The following is a 20,901-nucleotide window of genomic DNA, read 5'->3' as shown; positions in this document are numbered from 1 at the left end:
GCACCTCTCGATCTACAGGCTTACCCAAGGGGATACCCTATATCGATAGAGAGGTGCTTAAACGTTAAATCCCTTTAATCAATGTGTGACCTTCACTGTGATGACTTCACTTGAAACCGATCCACTTTCGTTGATCCATTCCACAACATATTCATACTCGCCAGGTGCACGGTCTTTGATCACTGCCGTTGCTGTCTGTGCATTCGGGGATGCTGCAGTCAACGGTTGGCTGTCGATCTCTTGACCGTTCTCAGACAGACGATAGGAGGTGGCATTTGTGCCCCACCACATATTCATCGTAATGGTGTAATTTCCATCCCCATCCCAGTTGTCATGAGAGAGCACCGGCTTCGCTGGTGCTGCATCACGAACGATTACGGTATGTGGAGCACATTCGGTCGTTCCCTTTGAATTGATCAGTTCGCAAGTATATACATACGTACCGTTTACCCGTCCCGAAATATCCGTAGATGCCTTTTGGGCAGAAGGGCTTGAGGCCGTGAGCTTCTGCGTATCGATCAGTTCACCGTTCTCATACAATTTGTACTGTGTACCATTATTCCCCCACCACATATTCATCGTAATGGTGTATGTTCCATCGGCCAAACCGTCGCCATGTTGATTATCGTCGGACAAGGAAGGTACACCCGGTGCACCTGTGGCTTGGTCTGCGGCGATGACTGTCACTTCCACGGAAAGCTCGGTGATGAGTCCCGCGCCGTTCACTGCTTTGGCAGTAAAGGTGTGTTTTCCCACCAGACCCGTCAGTGCAATCTCATCCCCCTGTTCTACGGACTCACCGTCCCATGTCAATTCCAGAAGAGTGATTCCGGACTCCGGATCTTCTGCCTTCACATCAACTTGGAGCACATCCTCTTCACTCATCTGTTCCGCAGGCATGCCGGTAATGACCGGAGGTGTCGTATCTTCTGTTTCTTGCGGAGCACCGACATAACGAATATTCGGTGCCGCTGGCTGCTCCATGCCTACTCCAAGATGGAAGCCGGTATGTGGCGGCTGGTTATAGGCTACATTTTGCCAAGCTACCCCAAGGCGGTAGACCGGATCATGCATCAACGTGCGAATACGCACATCCGTCTCATCTGTCGTTGTATAAATGCGTAATTCCGAGCTGTCCTGACTGCGCCACATCACTTCTTCACGCCAGTCTCCAAACAGATCTGCCTGCAAACTCGGGTTCGCTTTGGTGCTATTGTTCGAAGCTGCACCTGTTGCCGTCAGCAGATTAACTGTCGTTTGGTTCTGGGCATCCCATTTGTCGATACGAATATCATCCTGAAGCTCACGCAGCAGGTCACCGTCCCACCAGATGCCGAAGTTAGTGGACGATGGAATCTTCGTCGTGATCAGTTCCCCCTGAGCACTGTATAGCCCGGTGATTGGAATATGCTCAGCATTGGTAATGGTTGCAGCCCACACTTCAGACCCCGGATAATTGGGATCAATATCGGCAGCCATGCCCCGTCCGGTATCGATGCCCGTGAACACACCCCAGAGGATTTCACCTGTAGCCGCATCGCGCATTTCCATACCATACTTAGAATCTTTATGTTCGTGTACGTCGAACACTTCGAGTCCTGGACGTGTCGGGTCCAGATCACTCAGATGCATGGCATCACCATGACCTAGTTTCGTATTGTAGAGCGGTTTGCCATTATCGTCGATGGCCATCGCACCAAATGTAATCTCATCCTTGCCGTCACCATCCACATCTGCAACCGAGAGATTGTGATTCCCTTGGCCTGCATACTCGCCGTAGCCATCGTCGCTTGAGTCAAAACGCCATACTTTGCTTATCTTTCCATCACGGAAATTGTAGGACGCCAGCACAGTACGCGTATAATATCCACGGCTGAACATCGCACTTGGATGTTCGCCATCCAGATACGCTACCGCCGCGAGGAAACGGTCCACCCGGTTTCCATAGCCATCGCCCCAGGAAGCAACATCTCCACGCGGCGGATCATAGTCCACCGTATCCAGTGCTGCTCCGGTTTCACCATCGAACACCGTTAAGAATTCATCACCAAGCAGAACGTAGCCCGAACTATTCCGGTGGTCTGCATTAGCGTCACCAATGACCTTCCCTTGTCCATCGACGGTACCATCTGCGGTACGCATCATCAGTTCGGCTCTGCCATCGCCATCGAAGTCATAAACCAGGAATGGAGAGTAATGCGCACCCGCACGAATATTCGGTCCCATATTGATGCGCCACAATCTTGTTCCATCCAGCTTATAGGCATCCATATAGACAATACCGGTATATCCGGATTGGGAGTTATCCTTGCCGTTGTTTGGCGACCACATCAGAATAATCTCATATTCGCCATCACCATCGACATCGCCCACGCTGGCATCACCCGCATAATACGAATACGGCTGTCCGTCTTTCGTATAGGCATCAGCAGGCTTTTGCAGAGGTATAGATAGATACTGCTCCTGCCAAACGCCGAATTCCTTTGTTGCCGCTTTTTCAATGCCGTTCTCTACCGTCATGACCCGGTATTTGGACGCATCGGTGCCTTCGGCATCCGTAAAGTTGGTGCTTCCCATTATCGGTTCATCGTTAAGCTTCACACCATCCCGATACAGATTGAAAGCAATGGTCTCGGCATCCAGGCCCAGCATGCGCCAGCCGATATAGTTGCCGTTTTCTGTTTGTACAGCGACCGGAGCACGGTCCAGATACTCCATTTCACGATTCAGCGTCGTTGCTACTGGTGTTTCGAGTGCAGCCGAAAGTTCGGATACCCCTCCCGCATTCACAGACGCCACTTTATAGAAATAAGGAATGGTGCTGAGAATGGTGGAGTCTGTGTATGCCGTCTCCTTGGTGCGAGCGATTAGATCATACGGCCCATCCTGCTTCACAGCACGATAGATTTGGTATGCACGCGCTCCTGCTGATTCCGTCCATGTGAAGGAGACGTCATTTTTGTTGATGCTTTGTAACGACAGGCCTGAAGGGACTTCCGCCTTCTCTACAGATGAATCAATCGTCGATACAGGCAATGCATTGGATGCTACTGATTCCGTACCTGTACGATCCGCAGCCGTTACCGTATATACGTAATTCATGCCCAAGTCAATCTTGTTATCGGTGTAGGTTGTTGCATCCGTGGTTGCCAGCAGTTCGGCCTTGGCCGCTCCGGTTGACTGACGGTATACCTTATACTGTACGTCATCAGCAATAGCATCCCACGACAATGCAGCGGTGATCGGATCACTCTCCAGATCCAGGCCATTCAGTTTCAGATTGGAAGGGGCCACCAATACAGGTGTAATCTCAAGTCCGTTGAGATGCGCTGTAGCCCCACTGAAGACCAGATTCATCTGCCCGTCCTGCACGGTAATCTGGTTGATCACTTTTTCGGCAATATTCTGAGCACCGGAGGATACGGTCCCATAATCTTTGCCTTCGATGTTAATGTTGGTTTTTGCTGAACCAATCCAGTCCCCAGTGTACGTCTTGACTGAATAGGTACCATTCGGCAGATCCACTTTGAATTCATATGAGCCGTTAAAATAGATCACGAAGTCGCGACGCAGATTATCCGTCGCACTGCCACGATCCCGATCCGCCATATTAGCGGAAGACGTTAATCCATAACCGCGTTCAGGCGTATACAGCGTGTTCCGATTGACTTCCGTATAGCCTTCAGCTACCGGAGAACCTACCGGGCCAAAGTCATATCGATACGCTGCCGATTTGGTGGTGAAGCTGACTTCATCCGAAGGATCGGATTCGCCGCGGCCATTCACAGCGGTTACACGAACCGTGTACGACTTACCTTCAACCAAACCGCTTAACGTTAAAGTAGGTACGGTTGCCGTTCCTGCCAGCTTGTAGGCAGTTTCCGGCTCTGTTGAGAGCTTACGGTATACTTTGTAGATGTCTGCGGTGTCATCCGCCGTCCATTTCAATACCGCTCCCGCGTTGCTGATGCTGCCTGCCTTCAATCCAGCCGGTTTTGCAGGCAATTCAGCCGGAACTTCAGCATCCTGAACCGCTTCCGATAATGGCAGATCCAGTTCACGAACCGCACCTGCAACCAGACGGGCAATCTGAATCGCTCCATATTCCTGGAAGTGCGTATTATCCGTTGCCCCGTTCGGGAATGCCTGATAGATGCCTGGTGATACATGGAGGAAGACAGACAACGTCGCTTCCGGTCCAATGGAATCATAGTACGCAATGCTGAGTGCGCTCAGATCGATCAGCTTCACATTTTTCTCCGAAGCCACCTCTTTCATCGCCTGCACATATTCAGGGAAGGATACATTAAACTTGCCTGTGTCTGCGTTAAAGTCCCTGCGACCCATTGGGGTGACCAGAATTGGGGTAGCTCCCCGCTGCTGCACGCCGTCTATATATGTTTTCAGATAGTTTTTGTAATCGGCGGGTGAAGCATATCGGTCAGGAACACTGATCGTTGCATCGTTGTGTCCAAACTGCACGAACAGATAATCTCCCGGACGAATGAGGCGCAGAATCTCATCCAATCGGCCTTCGAAAATAAAGGATTTGGAGCTGCGTCCACCGATGGAATGGTTCTTAATCTCCACGGCATCACTGAAAAAGGACGGGAACATTTGCCCCCAACCTGCTTGGGGCTCCCAATATGGATTATACGTCTGCATCGTGGAGTCACCCGCAAGGTACACAGCTGGTTTGTTCCCTGCCTCGCGTTCCTGTTGTTTGGTGATCACGAGCGCATTGATATTAGCGGCCGTGCCGGAGAATTCAAAGTTCATTTGCCCATCCACCAGGGCGATATCGAAGCTCATCTCCAGATATTCACCCGCTGGCTTGGTATTCTGCTGAATCTTGTTCATGCTCTCCACTTTGATGGCAATATCTGTATTGGCTGCACTGTCGCCAGCAACTAGGGAGACGGTATAATCACCGCTCGGCAGATCCACCTTAAATCCGCCCCCATCGGCAATTTTGGCAAAATCCGATTTAATCGGATCACTTGTACCCCGATCCTGTACCGTTACTTTGGACACATCGGTGAATCCATAGCCACGTTCCGCCGAATATGCAGATGTCGCGTCCACACCTGTATATCCATTCGCAACAGCTCCTGAACCAAAGTCGAATTTATAAGTCCCTCCATTCGCAGCTTCATCAGCCGATGCGGCTGCACTTGCTGTTGGTGTGCCAAACATTGTTCCCCACCCCAGACTGGAAGTTGTAAATACCCACAGGAGCAAAACCAGGCCAACCCGCCGCGTCTTCGCGATCATGAACACCCATCCTTTCGTTTCCTCATCATTGAATGATTAAAGCCAGAACGATGGTACAACCGATAAGTAAGCGCTTGCATTCCTATTCGATACTATCCCTTCTTTCAGCGAATGAACATGTAATTTTCCGTCTTTTTCCACCAATAAACCGATTTCTTCGTTCATGATCTCTAACACAAGCCTTACAAGGGAACGGCTCATGCTCCAAAAGGTAATAAAATCCCTTTTCATACGAAATACATTCAGGTACAATAGGGCGATGTGTGTGTCCGGACCAGGCGGATACAAATTACGAAATATAGAGGACGGTTCAGTTCGAACGGATCATCCTGATTTGATTATTTGGAGGCTCATCAACACCATGCAAACCGATTCACAGACTAAAGTTAAAATCATAAACGCCGATCCCAGCGCGATGGGATTATTTGGGTTGGCCATCGTCACTCTGGTCGCTTCCTCCCAAAAGCTTGGCATTACAGACGGCCTCAGCTACGCTATTCCTTGGGCGATTTTCCTCGGTGCCTTTGCGCAGCTGTTCGCTTGCATTCAAGATTCCAAACGCAACAATACCTTCGGTACAACTGCCTTCGGCGCATACGCATTCTTCTGGTTCGCGATGGGTGCCAACTGGCTGATCAAAATGGGCGTATTTGGCTCCACTCTTGCGGAACAGGCAGATGGCAAGCAGCTCGGATTTGCTTTTGCCGGATATCTCGTGTTCACCCTGTTCATGACGCTGGGTGCCGTGGAAGCCAACAAAGTACTGCTCATCATTTTCATTCTCATTGACTTCCTGTTCCTTGGCCTGACCTTTGACGCTTTCGGCGTAGCTCCTCATATCTTCCATACCATCGCAGCTTATGCTGAAATGGGAATCGGAATCGTGTCGTTATACGGCACAGGCGCTTCCGTACTGAACGCTCACTTCGGCTATACGTTCTTGCCTATCGGCAAGCCGTCTGGCATTTTCAGACCCAAGGCTTAATATACAGCATCAAACCGCCAGCGCGCCGGTCCGCGCCTGGCGGTTTTTTTGCATCCTGCTTCACTTGAATAGGGATGTGACCGACACCTATACTAGAACTAACATATAGAGAGGATGGACGCGGCATATCTTGCAGAGTCCATCAGCCATACTGTCAGGAGGACTACAAAGAATGAGAGAGATACCTAAACCTACGGAATCAGATCAAGTGGAGAGAAAGTATGTGCGCGAAACACGTTGTTTCAAGACGGCAAGAGTATTTCCAACCGATGTAAATAACCATAATACCTTGTTTGGCGGGAAGCTGATGTCCTATATTGATGATATTGCATCCATCACCGCTTCCAAGCTGTGCCGGGTGAACACCGTTACGGCTTCCACCGACTCGGTCGATTTCTTGTATCCGATTAATCCGACAGATTCGGTGACACTGGAATCGTTTGTTTCCTGGACAGGACGCAGCTCCATGGAAGTTTTTGTGAAGGTCATCCGTGAGGATCTGAAGACGGGGGAGAAGAAGATTGCGGCGACCGCATTCCTTACCTTTGTCGCTTTGGATGAAAATAACCGTAAACTCCTTGTTCCTCGCATCATTCCAGAGACGGAGGAAGAGAAGAAATTATACGAGACTGCTCCAGCTCGGGCGGCCATGCGGAAACAACGGAGGGAAGAAAGCAAAAAATTCGCCGACTTCCTCACCGTTAGTTATCCCTGGGAATAGAGAACCGAGCACGCGCTATTTAGTCCTGAAGCATGCGTTCATGAATGGTCCGGCCCTTCTGCCCTGGTTCAATCAGGAGACGGGTCGGTTTGATATTAATTAGCGCGGTCAACTGCTCCCCCATGTAGTGGGCAGAATACTTGAACCCAATCTCCGCCCAGTGCATAATCACGCCAACGGTTGCAGATACCAGGTAACTTAACATAATGTCGTAATTAATGGTGTATTCGCTGTCTTCGGTCACCAATACAAAATCCTCGGTTAAATATGTTCTGAACATGTTGCAGAGTCTGGTTCCCATATCCCCATGCATCGTCATCAAGGCTCGAAAGATGTCCTGGTGCGCTTCGATATATTCAAATACAGGCATGGTTGATGGCAGTAATGCCGTCATATCCACTTCTTTTAACTCGGCGTAAGGTGATGCATAAGCTTGTCCCACGCCCTGCATGAAATCATCCAGAATGAATTGCAATAGCTCGGGTTTGCCAGGAAAATGTAAATAGAACGTTCCCCGGTTATAATCCGCCCGCTCCGTAATGTCACGAATCGTGACGGCTTCAGCTCCCTTTTCCAATATCAAAGAAACCGCCGCAGCAATGATGGCATCCTGCGTTCTTCGTGCTCTCCGATCCTGAGGGTGTTCAATAATCAACATTTCCACCTCCTCTGTCCATTATTGTAACCTAAATGAACACCGCTTACATCTCTGTCCGATAGCTGACATATGCGCTGTCAATGATGATTGTCACATTTCTATGTATATCTTAACATTGAGATAGGAACGATAGACCACAGGTTGAACGTTCACACACAGTTCACCTGATTACATTTTATAAGGAGCGAATACATGATGAGTACATCATATACCCAAACAGCCGTGATTACAGGAGCAGCCGGAGGCATCGGCAAAGAATTGGCACGCCGCCTTGCTGAACGCAAAATTAATCTGGTGCTGGTCGATCTGAACGAAGAAGCCATCCAGCAAACCATCACGGATCTGAAACTCGACAAAGAGCACGTCATTGCGGTGAAAGCAAACGTATCTCAGGAAACCGACGTGAAAAACTATGTGCAGCAAGCACTTGATACGTTTGGCCGAATCGATTATTTTGCCAACAATGCCGGCATTGAAGGTCCAACCGGACTGATCGAAGATCTGAGCGTTGAAGCCCTCGACCTCGTATATAACGTCAATGTGCGCGGTGTATTCCTTGGTTTGCAGAACGTCATCCCTGTCATGAAAAAACAAAAATCTGGTGCGATCCTGAATACCTCTTCCCTTGCAGGTCTGATGGGCGCTCCAGCCGTATCTCCATATATTATGTCCAAACATGCCGTGATTGGCCTCACTCGCACAGCAGCGAATGAACTCGCGCCTCATGGTATTCGGGTTAACGCGGTATTGCCAGGCACCATTAATACCCGCATGATGCGCCAAATCGAAGCAAACTCCGGTAATGTGGAAGATTATCAATCCGCTACCGTATCCGCAATTCCGATGGGCCGCTATGGTGAACCGGAAGAAGTCGCAGCTATCATGAACTTCCTGTTGTCTGAAGAAGCTTCGTATGTCACCGCTTCGCTCTATACTGTCGATGGCGGTATGATGGGTCAATAAGAAGAATAGGGCTAGTCCAACGGGGCTGGCGGTTTAAAAGGTAATTGCGAATGCACAATCCAAAATGACCTCAAATCCCACAATAACGTGGAGGCTGAGGTCATTTTTTTAATAGATTGATTTAAATTTAATCCACGTAGCCTGCGAGACCTTTTTCCATCAAGTAGTCCATTTCAGCATCCAGTATGCCTTCAACGGTCAGTTCATCCAGCTTTACATCTTTACGGCTCAAAATGTAGTCGGCCAGATCGTCACCGTCGATATCCACGTCGCCTTTGGCATTTTCATGCGCCTTGTTAATGTACGCCTGCTCATGCTTCAGGACAAGAGCGATATTCGCTTCGCTTGCTTTCGTTTTCTCCGCAATATATGCCTTCATTTCCTGTTCATTAATAGAGTTTGCTTCAGTCACGTTACAGTCAGCTCCTTGATTCATACGTTCTGTTGCCATTGTAGCATAGGTTAACCCAGAACAGACATGCCTTATTCCTTATCCCTAGGATAAACGAACGTAAAATGTTGCACCTTCCCCTACCACACTGCGGGCGTAAATCTCACCTTTATGCTGCTCCACAATCGACCTTGCAATGGCTAGACCCAATCCATGTCCACCATTTTTCCGTGCTCTGGAGGCATCGGTGCGATAGAAGCGGTCGAAGATCCGGTCCAGATGCTCAGGCGCAATGCCTTCTCCCGTGTTGGAAACGGCCAGCATGACGTCATTGTTCTGTTTCTTCAACGATACATTGACCGAGCCTTTGGCTCTGGAGTATTTCACGGCATTATCGAGCAGAATCAGAATGACCTGCTTGATCTGTTCGCTGTTGCCATGGACCATGAGCTGCGGCTCAATGCTATAGTCCAGGCATACATTTTTCTCAAAAATCACGGCTTCCATCGTCAAAATGATCGTCTCCACCGCATCGCTCATATTGAATTTGGTATGAATCATCGCGGATCGCGAATCGTCAATTTGAGTCAGATATAACAGATCATTCGTCAGTCCTGACATGCGTTCCGTCTCCGATTTGATGTAATGAAGCCATTTGGCCTGATTCGCAATCGTATCCTCCCGGTTGGCGAGAAGCACATCCGTGTTGGTATTAATGATCGCCAGCGGCGTTTTCAACTCATGCGATGCATCGGCTATGAACTGCTTTTGCTTTTCGAAGGCTTCCTTAACAGGGGTAATGGAGCGATTGGCGAAATAACGGCTCAGGAAAAAGATGACGATCAGCATGATCAAACCTACGATGGCAAAAGTATAAATCAGATTCGTAAGGATGCCCTGTGGGGCCGTCACATCCATGAACACAATCATATGCCCTGTGCTGCTCGGGTCGATCACATAAGCCCAGTCTGTTCCATTCAGTGTAAACTGTCCGGTCTTCCGATCCAGATCGTCGACTTTATTCACCTTTTGCAAAGCTTCGGAATAGAACGTGTCATCCATATCAAACCTGGAGTATGCATCCGTAATTTTCCATTCACTGTCCGTCTTGACCATGAACGATACGGAGCGTCCTGGCGGTGAAATCGGATCACTTCCCGGTGCTCCGTTTCCAATGGAATCGGATGGTAGCGTCCCTGTTCCCGTTCCAGAGCCCCCCTCCCCTCCGCGTGGAATTTTGGAGTTGCTGTAAGGACTGTGATAGAAATCGGACACTTTGAAAAGCTCCATGTTAGTTTCCCGTTGTACATTCTGGTACGTAATGATGTAGATCGTGGCAAAGGCAACCAGCATCATAATCGAGATGGATACCAGGTTCACGATCAGAAATCGGTTTCTGAGTTGCTTGAACATCAGGACGTCACCTCAAGTACGTACCCCACACCCCGAATCGTATTGATGCGGACCGAGGAGTTCAGGAAGGTTAATTTTTTGCGTAAAAACGAAATGTACACCTCCACATTGTTATACTCCACTTCGGAATCGAAACCCCATAACTTCTCAATAATCTGCTCTTTGGAAGTAATGGCCTGTTTGCGCGTGATTAACAGTTCCAGTAGTTCATTTTCCTTCAAATTCAGCTTGATCTCCTTGCCTTGAACACTCAGCTTCAGCTGCGTCGTGTTTAGTTCGATGTCACCGAATTTCAATCCATCCTCTGGAATGACCTCTCCCTTCCTTCTCAGGGCTGCCCGAATTCGTGCGAGCAATTCCTCCGTGGCAAAGGGCTTTGCTATATAATCATCGGCTCCATAATCCAGCCCGGTCACTTTATCTGAAATTTCTCCTTTGGCTGTGAGCAGAATGACAGGGGTATGATTGCCTTCACTGCGCAGTTTTTTCAGCACAGTCATCCCGTCCATTTCCGGCATCATGATGTCGAGCAGCAACAGATCATAGATTCCGCTCAGCGCATAATCCAGACCCGATCTCCCGTCATGCACCATGTCTACAGAGTAATTGTGTTTCTTCAATATTTGCGATACGGCTTCCGCCAAATGAACCTCATCTTCCGCAATTAGTATTCTCATCGGTTCTTCATTCCTCTGCATAAATTGGTTTCGGTCTATGTCATTCTATTATACCAACGATTGTAGCAACCGAACCTTGAATCAATCTTAATTTAACTTTTTTCGCGGAATATTAGCGGAATATTAAATGAAGGTAAAAAAAGATCAACGGAATGTAAAATCATTTAAGATTCATTCAAGGTTGGCGCTCTAAGATACAGACATGGAAGCAATACACGATGCAACAAAACATACAAAACATGGATGAAAGGACTGAACCCCAATGGCAATTGAAGTATTCAATCGATATGAGAGCAAGTACCTCCTGACAGATGAGCAATACGAGAACTTCTACACCGACCTGCTGAAGTATATGGAGCTGGACGCCTTTAACAAGAAACACGAGTTTTACTCCATCAGCAATCTGTACTTCGACACTCCGCAGGATTCCCTGATCCGCGCCAGTCTCTCCAAACCCAAATACAAGGAGAAGCTGAGACTGCGGGCATACGGAGTTCCTGAAGAGAATGCGAAGGTTTATCTGGAGATCAAAAAGAAAGTATTTGGCCTGGTGAACAAACGCCGAACTGCCCTGAAGCTGGATGAGGCCTACGAATTCGTTCGGACAGGCAAAGCGCCAGATCTCGCCGATTACATGAACAAACAGGTTGTCGAAGAGATCAAGTACTTCCTCCGGCTGTACGATCTGGAACCAAAAGTGTATTTGGCTTATGAACGCAAGGCGTTGTTCGACAAGAACAGCCGCGATCTGCGCATCACCTTTGATACCAACATCCGCAGTCGCAGATATGATCTGAAGCTGGAGCAGGGAGATTACGGTGAACCGCTGGTGAAAGACGGACGCTGGTTGATGGAAGTGAAAGCCGAGAAAACCGTTCCGATGTGGCTCTCCCAACTGTTATCCGAACACGGTCTTTACCGCACCGGATTCTCGAAATACGGCAATGAGTACAGACATCTGGCCAGAACCACCAACCTGAACTACCAGACTGAACGAGAATTGCTGCCGGGTACCGATTTCAACCCATCCATAGAACAAGAAAAAACAATCACAGAAAGAGAGCGTGTAGTATATGCTTGATTCCATTTTCAGCTCAGCTTCAACAGACACCACCCTAACTTTTAGTAATGCGATTCTAACGATCGGACTTGCCATCATCATGGGGGTCATCATCAGCCTTACGTACATGAAGACCAATCAGAGCACATATTCCCAAAGCTTTACACTAACTATGGTCGTCTTGCCAGTCATCGTAGCCATCATCATTCTTCTGATCGGCAGCAACATTGCCCGTGCATTCAGCCTCGCCGGTGCCTTCTCCATCATCCGATTCAGAAGTGCGCCTGGTGACCCGAAAGATATTGCTTATGTTCTGTTCACCATGGCTTCCGGTCTTGCCTGCGGTGTAGGCGCATTCGGTTATGCTGTATTGTTTACCATCATCCTCTGTGTACTGATGTTTGTCCTGAGCCGCTTCAACTTCGGAGGAAGAAAAGCACTGCAAAAAACGCTGAAAGTAACCATTCCGGAAAACTTGAGCTACGAAGAAGCACTGAACGAAGTGTTCCATAAATTTAACGTACCTTTTGATCTCAAAAAAATCAGAACGACCGAACTCGGCAGTCTGTACGAGCTTGTATACAGTGTTACCATTCACGAAAGTGTAAGCCAAAAGGAATTCTTGGATGCAATTCGTACACGAAACGGAAATCTGGATATCTCGTTAACTATGAGTCCAACACCAGAATATTAAAGCGAATCCGAAAGGACGATATACGATGAAAAAGAAAATCATAACTGGCAGTAAATTGTGGTCCATCGCGATGATTACTGCAATGGTTACGGCTTGCAGCGCTCCAGCAGCAACCAGCAGTACCGCAAACGCCGCAACGTCCACGACAGGAACAACCAAAACCGTATCCGTCAGTGAACAAACCTCGGTGAAATATGCCGATCTGGTCACTATGGATGCAGACGATACCAATGTGAGCTGGAGTGCAACAGACTCCACAACGATCAAGCTGAACGGTACGACCGCTTCCATCACAGGATCGGGTGCAAAAGCAGCAAACGGATCAGTAACCATCTCTGCAGCGGGTACTTACGTACTTAGCGGCAAGCTTACCGACGGACAGATTGTGGTCAATGTTGCAGATAAGGGCACCGTACATCTCGTATTAAATGGGGCCACAATCAATGACAACGACAGTGCAGCCATCTATATCCAGAAAGCGGGCAAAGCCATTATTACGCTGGAGGAAGGAACCGAGAATGCTGTCTCCGATGGCAAGACATACGTATACGCCGACGCTACAACGGATGAGCCGGATGCAGCCATCTTCAGCAAGGCAGACCTGACGTTCAATGGTACAGGCAAGCTGACGGTTACAGGCAACTACAATGAAGGTATTACGAGCAAGGATGATCTGAAAATCGTCAGTGGCACGATTAACGTCAAATCCGCCGATGATGGCATCAAAGGTAAAGATATGGTGGCGATTCAAGCCGGTATCATTACCATTGATTCAGAAGGTGACGGCATCAAATCCACAAACGATACGGATACGACCAAAGGCTTCGTTGCCATTGCTGGAGGGACATTCAACATTCAGAGCGGCAGCGACGGCATTCAAGCTGAAACCGCATTGGTTACGGATGGCGGCACATTTAATATCGTAACCGGAGGCGGCAGTGCCAATGCACCAGAAAAAGTAGAAGAAGGACCATTTGGCGGAGGATGGGGTGGCGGTACACCTCCAGCCGATATGGGTACACCACCGGATGGCGAACCACCTGCTGATATGCCGAGCAATAATGGAACGAACGCAGCAGGCGCAGTTCCATCCAGCTCTACCAATGCCAAAGCACCTGCTGATTCCAATGCAGATGCAGACACAAGCACAACAACAGAAGAAGAAACGACGAGTGCCAAAGCACTTAAAGCCGGAGTTGACCTTACCGTCAATGGCGGTACGTATACGATCGATTCCATGGATGATTCCCTGCACAGCAACAACAATGTAATCGTCAATGACGGCAAGTTCAGCATTGAATCCGGTGATGACGGTATTCATGCAGATCAGGCGCTTACGATTAACGGCGGAACGATTACCATTGCCAAGAGCTACGAAGGTCTTGAAGGTGCGATCATCACCCTTAACGATGGGGATGTGGATGTGACTGCATCAGATGATGGCGTGAATGCTTCGGGTGAAATCACTGCAACTGACGCTGATGCCGATGCTGCAACCACGGCAGATGACAGTACTAAAGCAGCGGATACTGATACAACTGCAGTCTCCAACACTTCTGTTACAGAGACGACTGGCACAACATCAACTACAGATCAGTCCAATCAAAGTACAGATACGAATAGCAATGCTCGCCCACAAGGCGGTGGACCAGGTGGTATGCCGGGTGAATCGGCCAGCAACAGTGAGCTTCATATCAACGGCGGTTCCCTCACCGTCAATGCAGGCGGCGATGGACTGGATTCGAATGGCTCCATCTATATGACAGACGGAACGGTCATTGTGAACGGTCCAACAGATAACGGCAACGGTCCACTCGACTATGATGGTACATTCGAGATGAGTGGTGGATATCTGGTCGCTGCCGGCAGTTCCGGCATGGCACAAGGTACATCCGATACATCAACTCAAAATACTATCGTGATGACATACCCTGAAACACAAAAAGCAGGCACACTTGTTCATGTGCAAGACAGTGAGGGCAATAACATCCTGACCTTTGCTCCAGCGAAAGATTATCAATCTGTTGTGGTTAGTTCCCCTGATCTGAAGAAAGATGGATCTTACGTGATCTACTCCGGCGGAACATCGACTGGCAAAGCCGTGGATGGACTCTATACAGACGGAACGTATAGTGGTGGAACCAAAGTGGTTGCCTTCCAATCCACAAGCAATGTGACTTGGGTGAATGAATCTGGTGTAACAACTGCCAATACAGGTATGGGTCCAGGTGGATTCGGCGGCGGAAGAAACAGAACAGAGTCCGGTACAACAACCGATACTACAGGTACAACGGATGCCGCAAAATAAGCAAGAGTAGGTTCAGTCATTTAACAATAGTATATGTAGGCGATCTAAAAACAAGGGATGTCCCATACGTCATGAACATGACGAGGGATATCCCTTGTTTTCGTTATTTTATTCTAAAGAACCTGGTACACGCTATTCGATCCGATTTGCCAAGGTCTGAAATCTAACGAATCACAGTGACGTTATTTCGTCGATTGGGCCGATTTTGTAGGTTCTAACCCCATTTAATGAAGGAATAACGTTGCTGAGGTTCATTAAATGCTGCATTCCTTGATTATTCACCTTTTAAGATGCGGTAGGTTCATTAGCGCTCAAAACGTATATACATACACCTTGGTACGCAGCGTATCCCGGCATGTGATTGTCCGCAGCGGTATCTTGCCTGGCAGTGCAAAACAGATGCTAATCACCTTTGCTCCCGGCGGCAGCTCCCGATTGAATTTGTCCACGAGCCGATTCATCGCTCCGGGGAATAAATAACAGATGACGCAATCTGCATGTTCATATGAACTGGTATAGATGTTGCCACGGATGAATCGCAGCCGCCCCTTCAGAGAGTGGCGCTTTCCCTTAACTCGCCGTAAACGGACACTTAGAATAGCAATCAGTTGGGAGGTCCATAAGGGAACAATTGAATTTTCGATACCCGTTAGCCGTTTGCCTGGGCAATGCCTCACCACGTCCAGTGCCAGCGTTCCCCACCCGGAGCCTGCTTCAATAACGTCACCATAACCGGGAATGCGGTTGACCTCCTGAACGACTGTCTGCCTGACGATGCTGGATGTCGGCATCGGTGAGATTCCATTTTTCCAACTGACCAGCACGATGGATACTACCGATATAAGTGTCACCACAGCAATCAGCCATGGTATACATTGAACTATGAACATAACCTCAACCCTTTGGAGTTTAATTAAGAGGCGGCTTTTCGCACCTTCATCATAACAAAAGAAGCTTCCCCAGGTCTAAAAAACCTGACAGAAGCTTCCTTCTTGTTATTCTATTATGGCTTAATCTCATTCCATTCCGCTGCTCATTCCACGCATTCAGTACGGCACATGGGACTTCATGTATACACCCTTTTTGTACACCGATTTGATTGTAAAATGTACGCCCAGCTTGCGATTCGTTCGGTAGATCAGCGAGTTAATCTCGTCAATGCCTACCGGCTCACTCTCCAACATGCTTCGCTCCGGCCACACCTGACCGATAATCTGCTCCCGTGTCACAAAGTGATCCAACTGGCTGTACAGCAGCTTGAACAGCTGGTACTCCTTCTTCGACAGTGGAATCTCCACTTCGCCAATCTGCACGGTTTGCAGGTGATCCTGCAAACGCACACCCTCGCCCAACAGGTCAGATATCCGATATTCTCTCGTTTCTTCGAGATCCCCTTCTACACGAAGCTGAATCAAGCCGTTGACCAGGGTCAGGCTATCTCCTTCGGCAAACGGGTATTTCTCATAAGGTACAAGGCGCTGCCCGTTCAATTCCGTTCCATTTTTACTATCCAGATCCTCAATCCACAGCTGCTGCTGCACATCATAATGAATGCGGCAATGCCGCTTCGATATCAACTGATTGTAGACAGACAAGTCCAGTTCATCTCCACCCGTATAACGCCCCACTGTAATGGAACGCCCCTGACTGACATAAGCGAACGAACCATCACTTTCCTGCCCTGGCGTACGAATGACGATTTTTGCCGTCTCCCGCATGTTATTCTCCCACCTTCAAAATATCACTCTATCTCTATGAGCGCTTTCGTTCATAAATAATGATAAATTCATCAGATTTGTTCCATTGTTTGCATTCATAACAATTTATATAGTGTATACAGGCATCGTTATATGCTTTTCTCTACTATACCAGACGTTGTGCCTTTTTTCTCATAACCGTCGTATGCATGCCTTAGCCCAATCAACAAGAGAGGTTCCTCATCATGAACAAAAAAAACATTTTCATATATGTGCTGCTCGCCTTCACCCTGTCCATTACATTAACGGTGCTCTCCCGCATCAATGATGATCGCGGTGAATCACTGAAAGGTACAACTACAACCGAAACGTCATGGCTGCAACTGAATACCCGGCCGTAAGTATACTCTATTATAACGTGATCAACAGAAAAAACGTTTCACGAATGTCATCTTATGCTGGGTCATGCCATGCTGAATGAGGATCAGATCATAATCCGTTCATCAGAATAAGGCCCCTGGACGCTAAAAACCAGCGCTCAAGAGCCTGCAGCAGTACGCCGAAGCTGAAAAACAGGAATAGGCTTATTTCATGGCCTGCAAAGGCAAGCGTATAAACTTAAGCATGCACACAAGAACAAAAAAACATCAGCATTCTCCTGGTTTTTACAATCAAAAACGCAAGGATAGCTGATGCTTCTTTTCATATATTAATCCATGTTTTCGTTATATTATTCTATGGTTTCGTTTTTAGTGGCTCGGTTTTGCGATCGGTTTTTTCAGGAATACACCATAGGAGAGCGCCCCTAAGAGCAGCAGTCCCGCTCCCAACAGAAATACATTATTGAAGCTGCCCGTCGTATCCAAAATGTATCCGGTTACAATCGGAGCAAGTGCCGCTCCCAGAAATCCACCAAAGTTCTGAATGGCACCCAGTGAAGCTACCTGTTCACCCGGCGCGATGTCTGCTGCCAGTGTCCAGATAACGCCCGATGGCAGTTGGGAGGCAAAGTAACCTACAGATAGCAGCACAATACTCATCACCGTACTGTCAATGAACGGAATCGGTGCTACCGAAGCCGCTGCCAGAATAGCCCCGCCCACAATCGGAACCTTGCGTGAAGTCACTACATTGACCCCTCGCCGAATGAAGAAATCCGAGATAAACCCACCTAACAGAACACCGATAATACCGGCTACGAACGGAATAGAAGCGATCCAGCCTGTCTCTTTCAGAGTAAAGCCCTGCTCCTTCTCCAGGTAGCTCGGAAGCCACGTCAGGTATACCCAGATCGTAAACATGATGCCAAAATTACCGATAATCATAAACCAGGTGCTTTTATGCTTGAACAGCGATCCCCAGTTGGCCTTGGGTGCACCAGCATCTGTATCTGTGTCTGTAGCCGTTTTCGCTTCCACCATTGGCTCTGCCGCAGCATCAGGCCCTTTAATCATTCGCTTTTCTGCCAATGTCGGATCACGATATACCTTGAGCCAGATGAGCATGATGATTAGACCGATGACACCGACAAAAATGAACATGCCTCTCCACGTCATCGTTAACATCAAAATAGTCAACAAAGGCGGTGCAATGGCATTGGCGATCTGCGATCCGGTGTTGATAATGGAGGTTGGCAATCCACGTTCATTTTTTGCAAACCAGCGTTCGGTCACCTTCAGCCCGGATGTGAAGAAAGGAGACTCGGACACACCCAGCAGCATTCGCATGGCATATAACAGGGAATATGAATTGACAAACGCACTGAGAATGGTAGCAACGGACCAAAGCCCTGAAGCCCATGCAAACATCTTTTTGGGACCGAACTTATCAACCAGCCATCCGGCAGGCAGGTTAGCGAGAGCATAAGGCCATAAAAAGGCAGACAGCAGCAACCCCATCTGCGTGGAGGATAGCCCAAACTCGGCTGCAATGGTTGTATTTGCAATGCTCAGATTTGACCTGTCCAGATAGTTGACGACTGCACCCAGCAGCAGTAACAAAATAATTCCCCACCTTAAACCCACTTTAGGGGTCTGAGGTACCGAGGCAGGGGACGGCGATGTTTTTAACGTTGCCATATAAACTCACTCTCCTCAACATATATTAATATAGATATAATTATATAATATGAATATATATGGTAATTTTAGATTGAGATGAAGAACCGCTGTCCTGACATTTGGACATACATCAGTAAAGTATGCGTTTTCAAAACTTGTTTTCATCCTTCTTTTTCTTCATAACAAAGTGATACTTGTTACGCGCACACGCGGGTTCACAACGATACTACATAATACTAATCCATCTATCGCTGTGAACTTCACTTGCACGGTCATCCTTGATCGAAAAGATCAGCGCGCTGCGGCTACAGCCTGCAAAAATTCCTCGGCGGCCTTGGTTACACGCCCATAATCGCCGTTGCCCTTCGCTGCTTTCGTAATATAGCTGCCAACACCAACGCCTACACAGCCGGCATCCAGCCATTCATGCACATTTTGCGGTGTCACTCCGCCAGTAGGTGCAATCGCGGCCTGCGGCAGAGGGGCAGAGATCGCTTTGACATATTGCGGTCCAACGGATTCAGCCGGAAACAGCTTTACGATATCTGCACCCGCCTCCAGACTCTCCACGATTTCCTTAGCCGTAAACGCACCGCTCACAGTCACTGCCTGGTAACGATTCGCCACCTTGATCATCTCCGGATTGAGCTGGGGACTAACCAGCATCTGGGCTCCGGCTAATATGGCTGCACGCGCTGTCTCACCATCCAGAATCGTACCTGCGCCAATCAGAATCCCCTGGGACGCATATTTGCGAGACAACACTTTGATCACATCCAAAGCTCCCGGCACACTCATCGTAATTTCGAGCGCCCGAATGCCTCCTGCAATCGCCGCCTCTGCCACAGAAATTGCTTCTTCCTCATCGTCTGAGCGAATAATGAGCACAATTCCGGTTTCAGCGATGATTTTCAAATTCTCCAGCTTTCTCCACATCTCCATACCCTCCTTGTTTACCTTCTGTCTGTGTTCTAGTTATCTTGAATCTGCAAACGTCAAACCGATTCACTCTGCTGTCCTGGGATACAATTGATCACCGCTATAACCCAATTGGCCGGAAAGCTTCCAGGCGGCTTCCTTCACCAGCTTTACGATATTCTCCTCGCGCTCCGGCGTCATGGTCGAATACATGCTGGCGACACTGATTGCGGCTACTGGCTCGTCCCACTGGTCATAGACGGCGGAGCCAATGCAATACATCTCCAGATGATCCTCCCGGTCGTCTATGGAATAACCACGCTCGCGAATCTCCTGCATATCCTGCAAAATATCTGGAATCGTTACTTTGGAGAAGGACGTCCGCAAAGGAATGTCTCCGCTGCCTACAATCTCCAGCACTTTGTCGGTCGGGAGTGCTGCCAGCAGTGCTTTTCCAAGTCCGGTTGTATGCATGTACCTGCGGGAACCCAGCTTGGCTGTCGGCCTCATAACCGAATAGCTCTCAGCCTTGTCCAGATATACAATCCTGCCTTTATCCTCAATTCCCAGAAAAGCAGTGCTTCCGGTCTGACGGTTCAATTCCTGAAGCAAAGGTCTTGCCATATGGGGAATCCCCATATTAGACAGGTAAGCCATGCCTGTCTCAAACACAGCAATGCCAAGCCGGTAGGTTTTGAGACGTGCATCATCCATTTCGATAAATCCCTTGTGCAGCAAAGTCTGTACAAGTTCAAACCCGCTGCTCTTGGGCAAGCTCATTTGTTTACAAATCTCATTCAGTGTTAACGGAGTACCACTTTTGGCAAATAGAACGAGTAAATCCGCGACTCGTTCAGCAGATTTATTCATGCGAATATTGTCCATATTGTCCCCTTTAAATCTTCGACGTCGAAGTTCGCATATGTGAACTTATTTCACATCACCGAACGATGCCCTCATTATAGATCAGCCCCGTAGAGAATATCAACCGCTTTCCCCAAACTTTTTTGTATATTTTTTTGTGCAAAAAGGATTGAATTTATTTTGAAAACGTTATACTCTAATAACGCATGTTCACCAAT

General features: G+C 48.3%; 17 protein-coding genes. 7 read left to right on the top strand and 10 right to left on the bottom strand.

Going from position 1 to position 20,901, the window contains the following annotated elements; all coding sequences use genetic code 11:
• Positions 1-78: 78 nt before the first annotated feature.
• Positions 79-5,274: a rhamnogalacturonan lyase family protein gene (locus BMW94_RS31110; protein ID WP_090994590.1), complete on the bottom strand. Its 5,196-nt coding sequence runs from the start codon at positions 5,272-5,274 to the stop codon at positions 79-81.
• Between the two features lie 361 nt (positions 5,275-5,635).
• Between BMW94_RS31110 and BMW94_RS03600 the strand changes: the two genes are divergently transcribed.
• Both BMW94_RS03600 and BMW94_RS03595 read left to right on the top strand, forming a co-directional pair.
• Positions 5,636-6,259: an acetate uptake transporter gene (locus tag BMW94_RS03600; RefSeq protein WP_062322933.1), complete on the top strand. Its 624-nt coding sequence runs from the start codon at positions 5,636-5,638 to the stop codon at positions 6,257-6,259.
• Between the two features lie 208 nt (positions 6,260-6,467).
• Positions 6,468-6,980, top strand: a complete 513-nt coding sequence (locus BMW94_RS03595; protein ID WP_090995143.1) for an acyl-CoA thioesterase — start codon at positions 6,468-6,470, stop codon at positions 6,978-6,980.
• A 19-nt stretch (positions 6,981-6,999) separates the two neighbouring features.
• On the opposite strand, the gene BMW94_RS03590 is transcribed toward BMW94_RS03595, so the two are convergent.
• Positions 7,000-7,638, bottom strand: coding sequence for a TetR/AcrR family transcriptional regulator (locus tag BMW94_RS03590; protein ID WP_090994588.1), 639 nt, complete (start codon positions 7,636-7,638; stop codon positions 7,000-7,002).
• Between the two features lie 195 nt (positions 7,639-7,833).
• On the opposite strand from BMW94_RS03590, the gene BMW94_RS03585 reads away from it, so the two are divergent.
• The gene (locus BMW94_RS03585; RefSeq protein ID WP_090994586.1) at positions 7,834-8,601 is read left to right on the top strand and encodes an SDR family NAD(P)-dependent oxidoreductase; all 768 of its coding nucleotides are present in this window, start codon (positions 7,834-7,836) and stop codon (positions 8,599-8,601) included.
• Between the two features lie 127 nt (positions 8,602-8,728).
• On the opposite strand, the gene BMW94_RS03580 is transcribed toward BMW94_RS03585, so the two are convergent.
• From BMW94_RS03580 to BMW94_RS03570, 3 genes are read right to left on the bottom strand one after another with little or no spacing between them, the layout of a single operon-like run.
• Positions 8,729-9,037, bottom strand: a complete 309-nt coding sequence (locus BMW94_RS03580; protein WP_090995140.1) for a hypothetical protein — start codon at positions 9,035-9,037, stop codon at positions 8,729-8,731.
• 60 nt (positions 9,038-9,097) lie between these two features.
• The gene (locus BMW94_RS03575) at positions 9,098-10,405 is read right to left on the bottom strand and encodes a sensor histidine kinase (RefSeq protein ID WP_090994584.1); all 1,308 of its coding nucleotides are present in this window, start codon (positions 10,403-10,405) and stop codon (positions 9,098-9,100) included.
• Complete coding sequence (locus BMW94_RS03570) at positions 10,405-11,082, bottom strand: response regulator transcription factor (protein WP_090994582.1); 678 nt, start codon at positions 11,080-11,082, stop codon at positions 10,405-10,407. Before BMW94_RS03570 ends, BMW94_RS03575 begins: the two co-directional genes overlap by 1 nt.
• Positions 11,083-11,344: 262 nt before the next feature.
• On the opposite strand from BMW94_RS03570, the gene BMW94_RS03565 reads away from it, so the two are divergent.
• Genes BMW94_RS03565 through BMW94_RS03555 form a run of 3 tightly spaced genes read left to right on the top strand, consistent with a single transcriptional unit; the run spans position 11,345 to position 15,144 of the window.
• Entirely contained in the window at positions 11,345-12,163 is an 819-nt protein-coding gene (locus BMW94_RS03565) for a polyphosphate polymerase domain-containing protein (RefSeq protein WP_090994580.1), read from the top strand.
• Positions 12,156-12,836 (top strand): DUF4956 domain-containing protein, encoded by a 681-nt coding sequence (locus BMW94_RS03560; RefSeq protein ID WP_090994578.1) that lies wholly within the window; start codon positions 12,156-12,158, stop codon positions 12,834-12,836. The genes BMW94_RS03565 and BMW94_RS03560 overlap by 8 nt, the downstream gene beginning before the upstream one ends.
• A gap of 25 nt (positions 12,837-12,861) precedes the next feature.
• Positions 12,862-15,144 carry a carbohydrate-binding domain-containing protein gene (locus BMW94_RS03555; protein ID WP_090994576.1) on the top strand — a complete coding sequence of 761 codons (2,283 nt, stop codon included), beginning with the start codon at positions 12,862-12,864 and terminating at the stop codon, positions 15,142-15,144.
• 311 nt (positions 15,145-15,455) lie between these two features.
• On the opposite strand, the gene BMW94_RS03550 is transcribed toward BMW94_RS03555, so the two are convergent.
• Together BMW94_RS03550 and BMW94_RS03545 are read right to left on the bottom strand one after the other, a co-directional pair.
• Positions 15,456-16,034, bottom strand: coding sequence for a class I SAM-dependent methyltransferase (locus tag BMW94_RS03550; protein ID WP_090994574.1), 579 nt, complete (start codon positions 16,032-16,034; stop codon positions 15,456-15,458).
• A 156-nt stretch (positions 16,035-16,190) separates the two neighbouring features.
• Positions 16,191-16,862, bottom strand: a complete 672-nt coding sequence (locus BMW94_RS03545; RefSeq protein WP_090994572.1) for an FHA domain-containing protein — start codon at positions 16,860-16,862, stop codon at positions 16,191-16,193.
• A 224-nt stretch (positions 16,863-17,086) separates the two neighbouring features.
• Here BMW94_RS03545 and BMW94_RS30365 point away from each other — a divergent pair, with 224 nt between their 5' ends.
• On the top strand, positions 17,087-17,242 hold the full coding sequence (locus BMW94_RS30365; protein ID WP_175480568.1) for a hypothetical protein: 156 nt from the start codon (positions 17,087-17,089) through the stop codon (positions 17,240-17,242).
• Between the two features lie 348 nt (positions 17,243-17,590).
• On the opposite strand, the gene BMW94_RS03540 is transcribed toward BMW94_RS30365, so the two are convergent.
• From BMW94_RS03540 to BMW94_RS03530, 3 genes are all read right to left on the bottom strand, one after another.
• The gene (locus BMW94_RS03540; RefSeq protein WP_090994571.1) at positions 17,591-18,919 is read right to left on the bottom strand and encodes an MFS transporter; all 1,329 of its coding nucleotides are present in this window, start codon (positions 18,917-18,919) and stop codon (positions 17,591-17,593) included.
• Between the two features lie 273 nt (positions 18,920-19,192).
• A complete protein-coding gene (locus BMW94_RS03535) occupies positions 19,193-19,837 on the bottom strand; it encodes a bifunctional 2-keto-4-hydroxyglutarate aldolase/2-keto-3-deoxy-6-phosphogluconate aldolase (RefSeq protein ID WP_090994568.1) in 645 nt (214 codons plus the stop codon).
• Between the two features lie 69 nt (positions 19,838-19,906).
• Positions 19,907-20,704 (bottom strand): IclR family transcriptional regulator, encoded by a 798-nt coding sequence (locus BMW94_RS03530; protein WP_090994566.1) that lies wholly within the window; start codon positions 20,702-20,704, stop codon positions 19,907-19,909.
• Positions 20,705-20,901: the final 197 nt, after the last annotated feature.

The sequence above is a fragment of the Paenibacillus sp. OK003 genome, from assembly GCF_900109515.1.
GTDB lineage: Bacteria > Bacillota > Bacilli > Paenibacillales > Paenibacillaceae > Paenibacillus > Paenibacillus marchantiae.
Note: the sequence above shows the minus strand (reverse complement) of the source record. Positions and strands in the feature narration are given on the sequence as shown.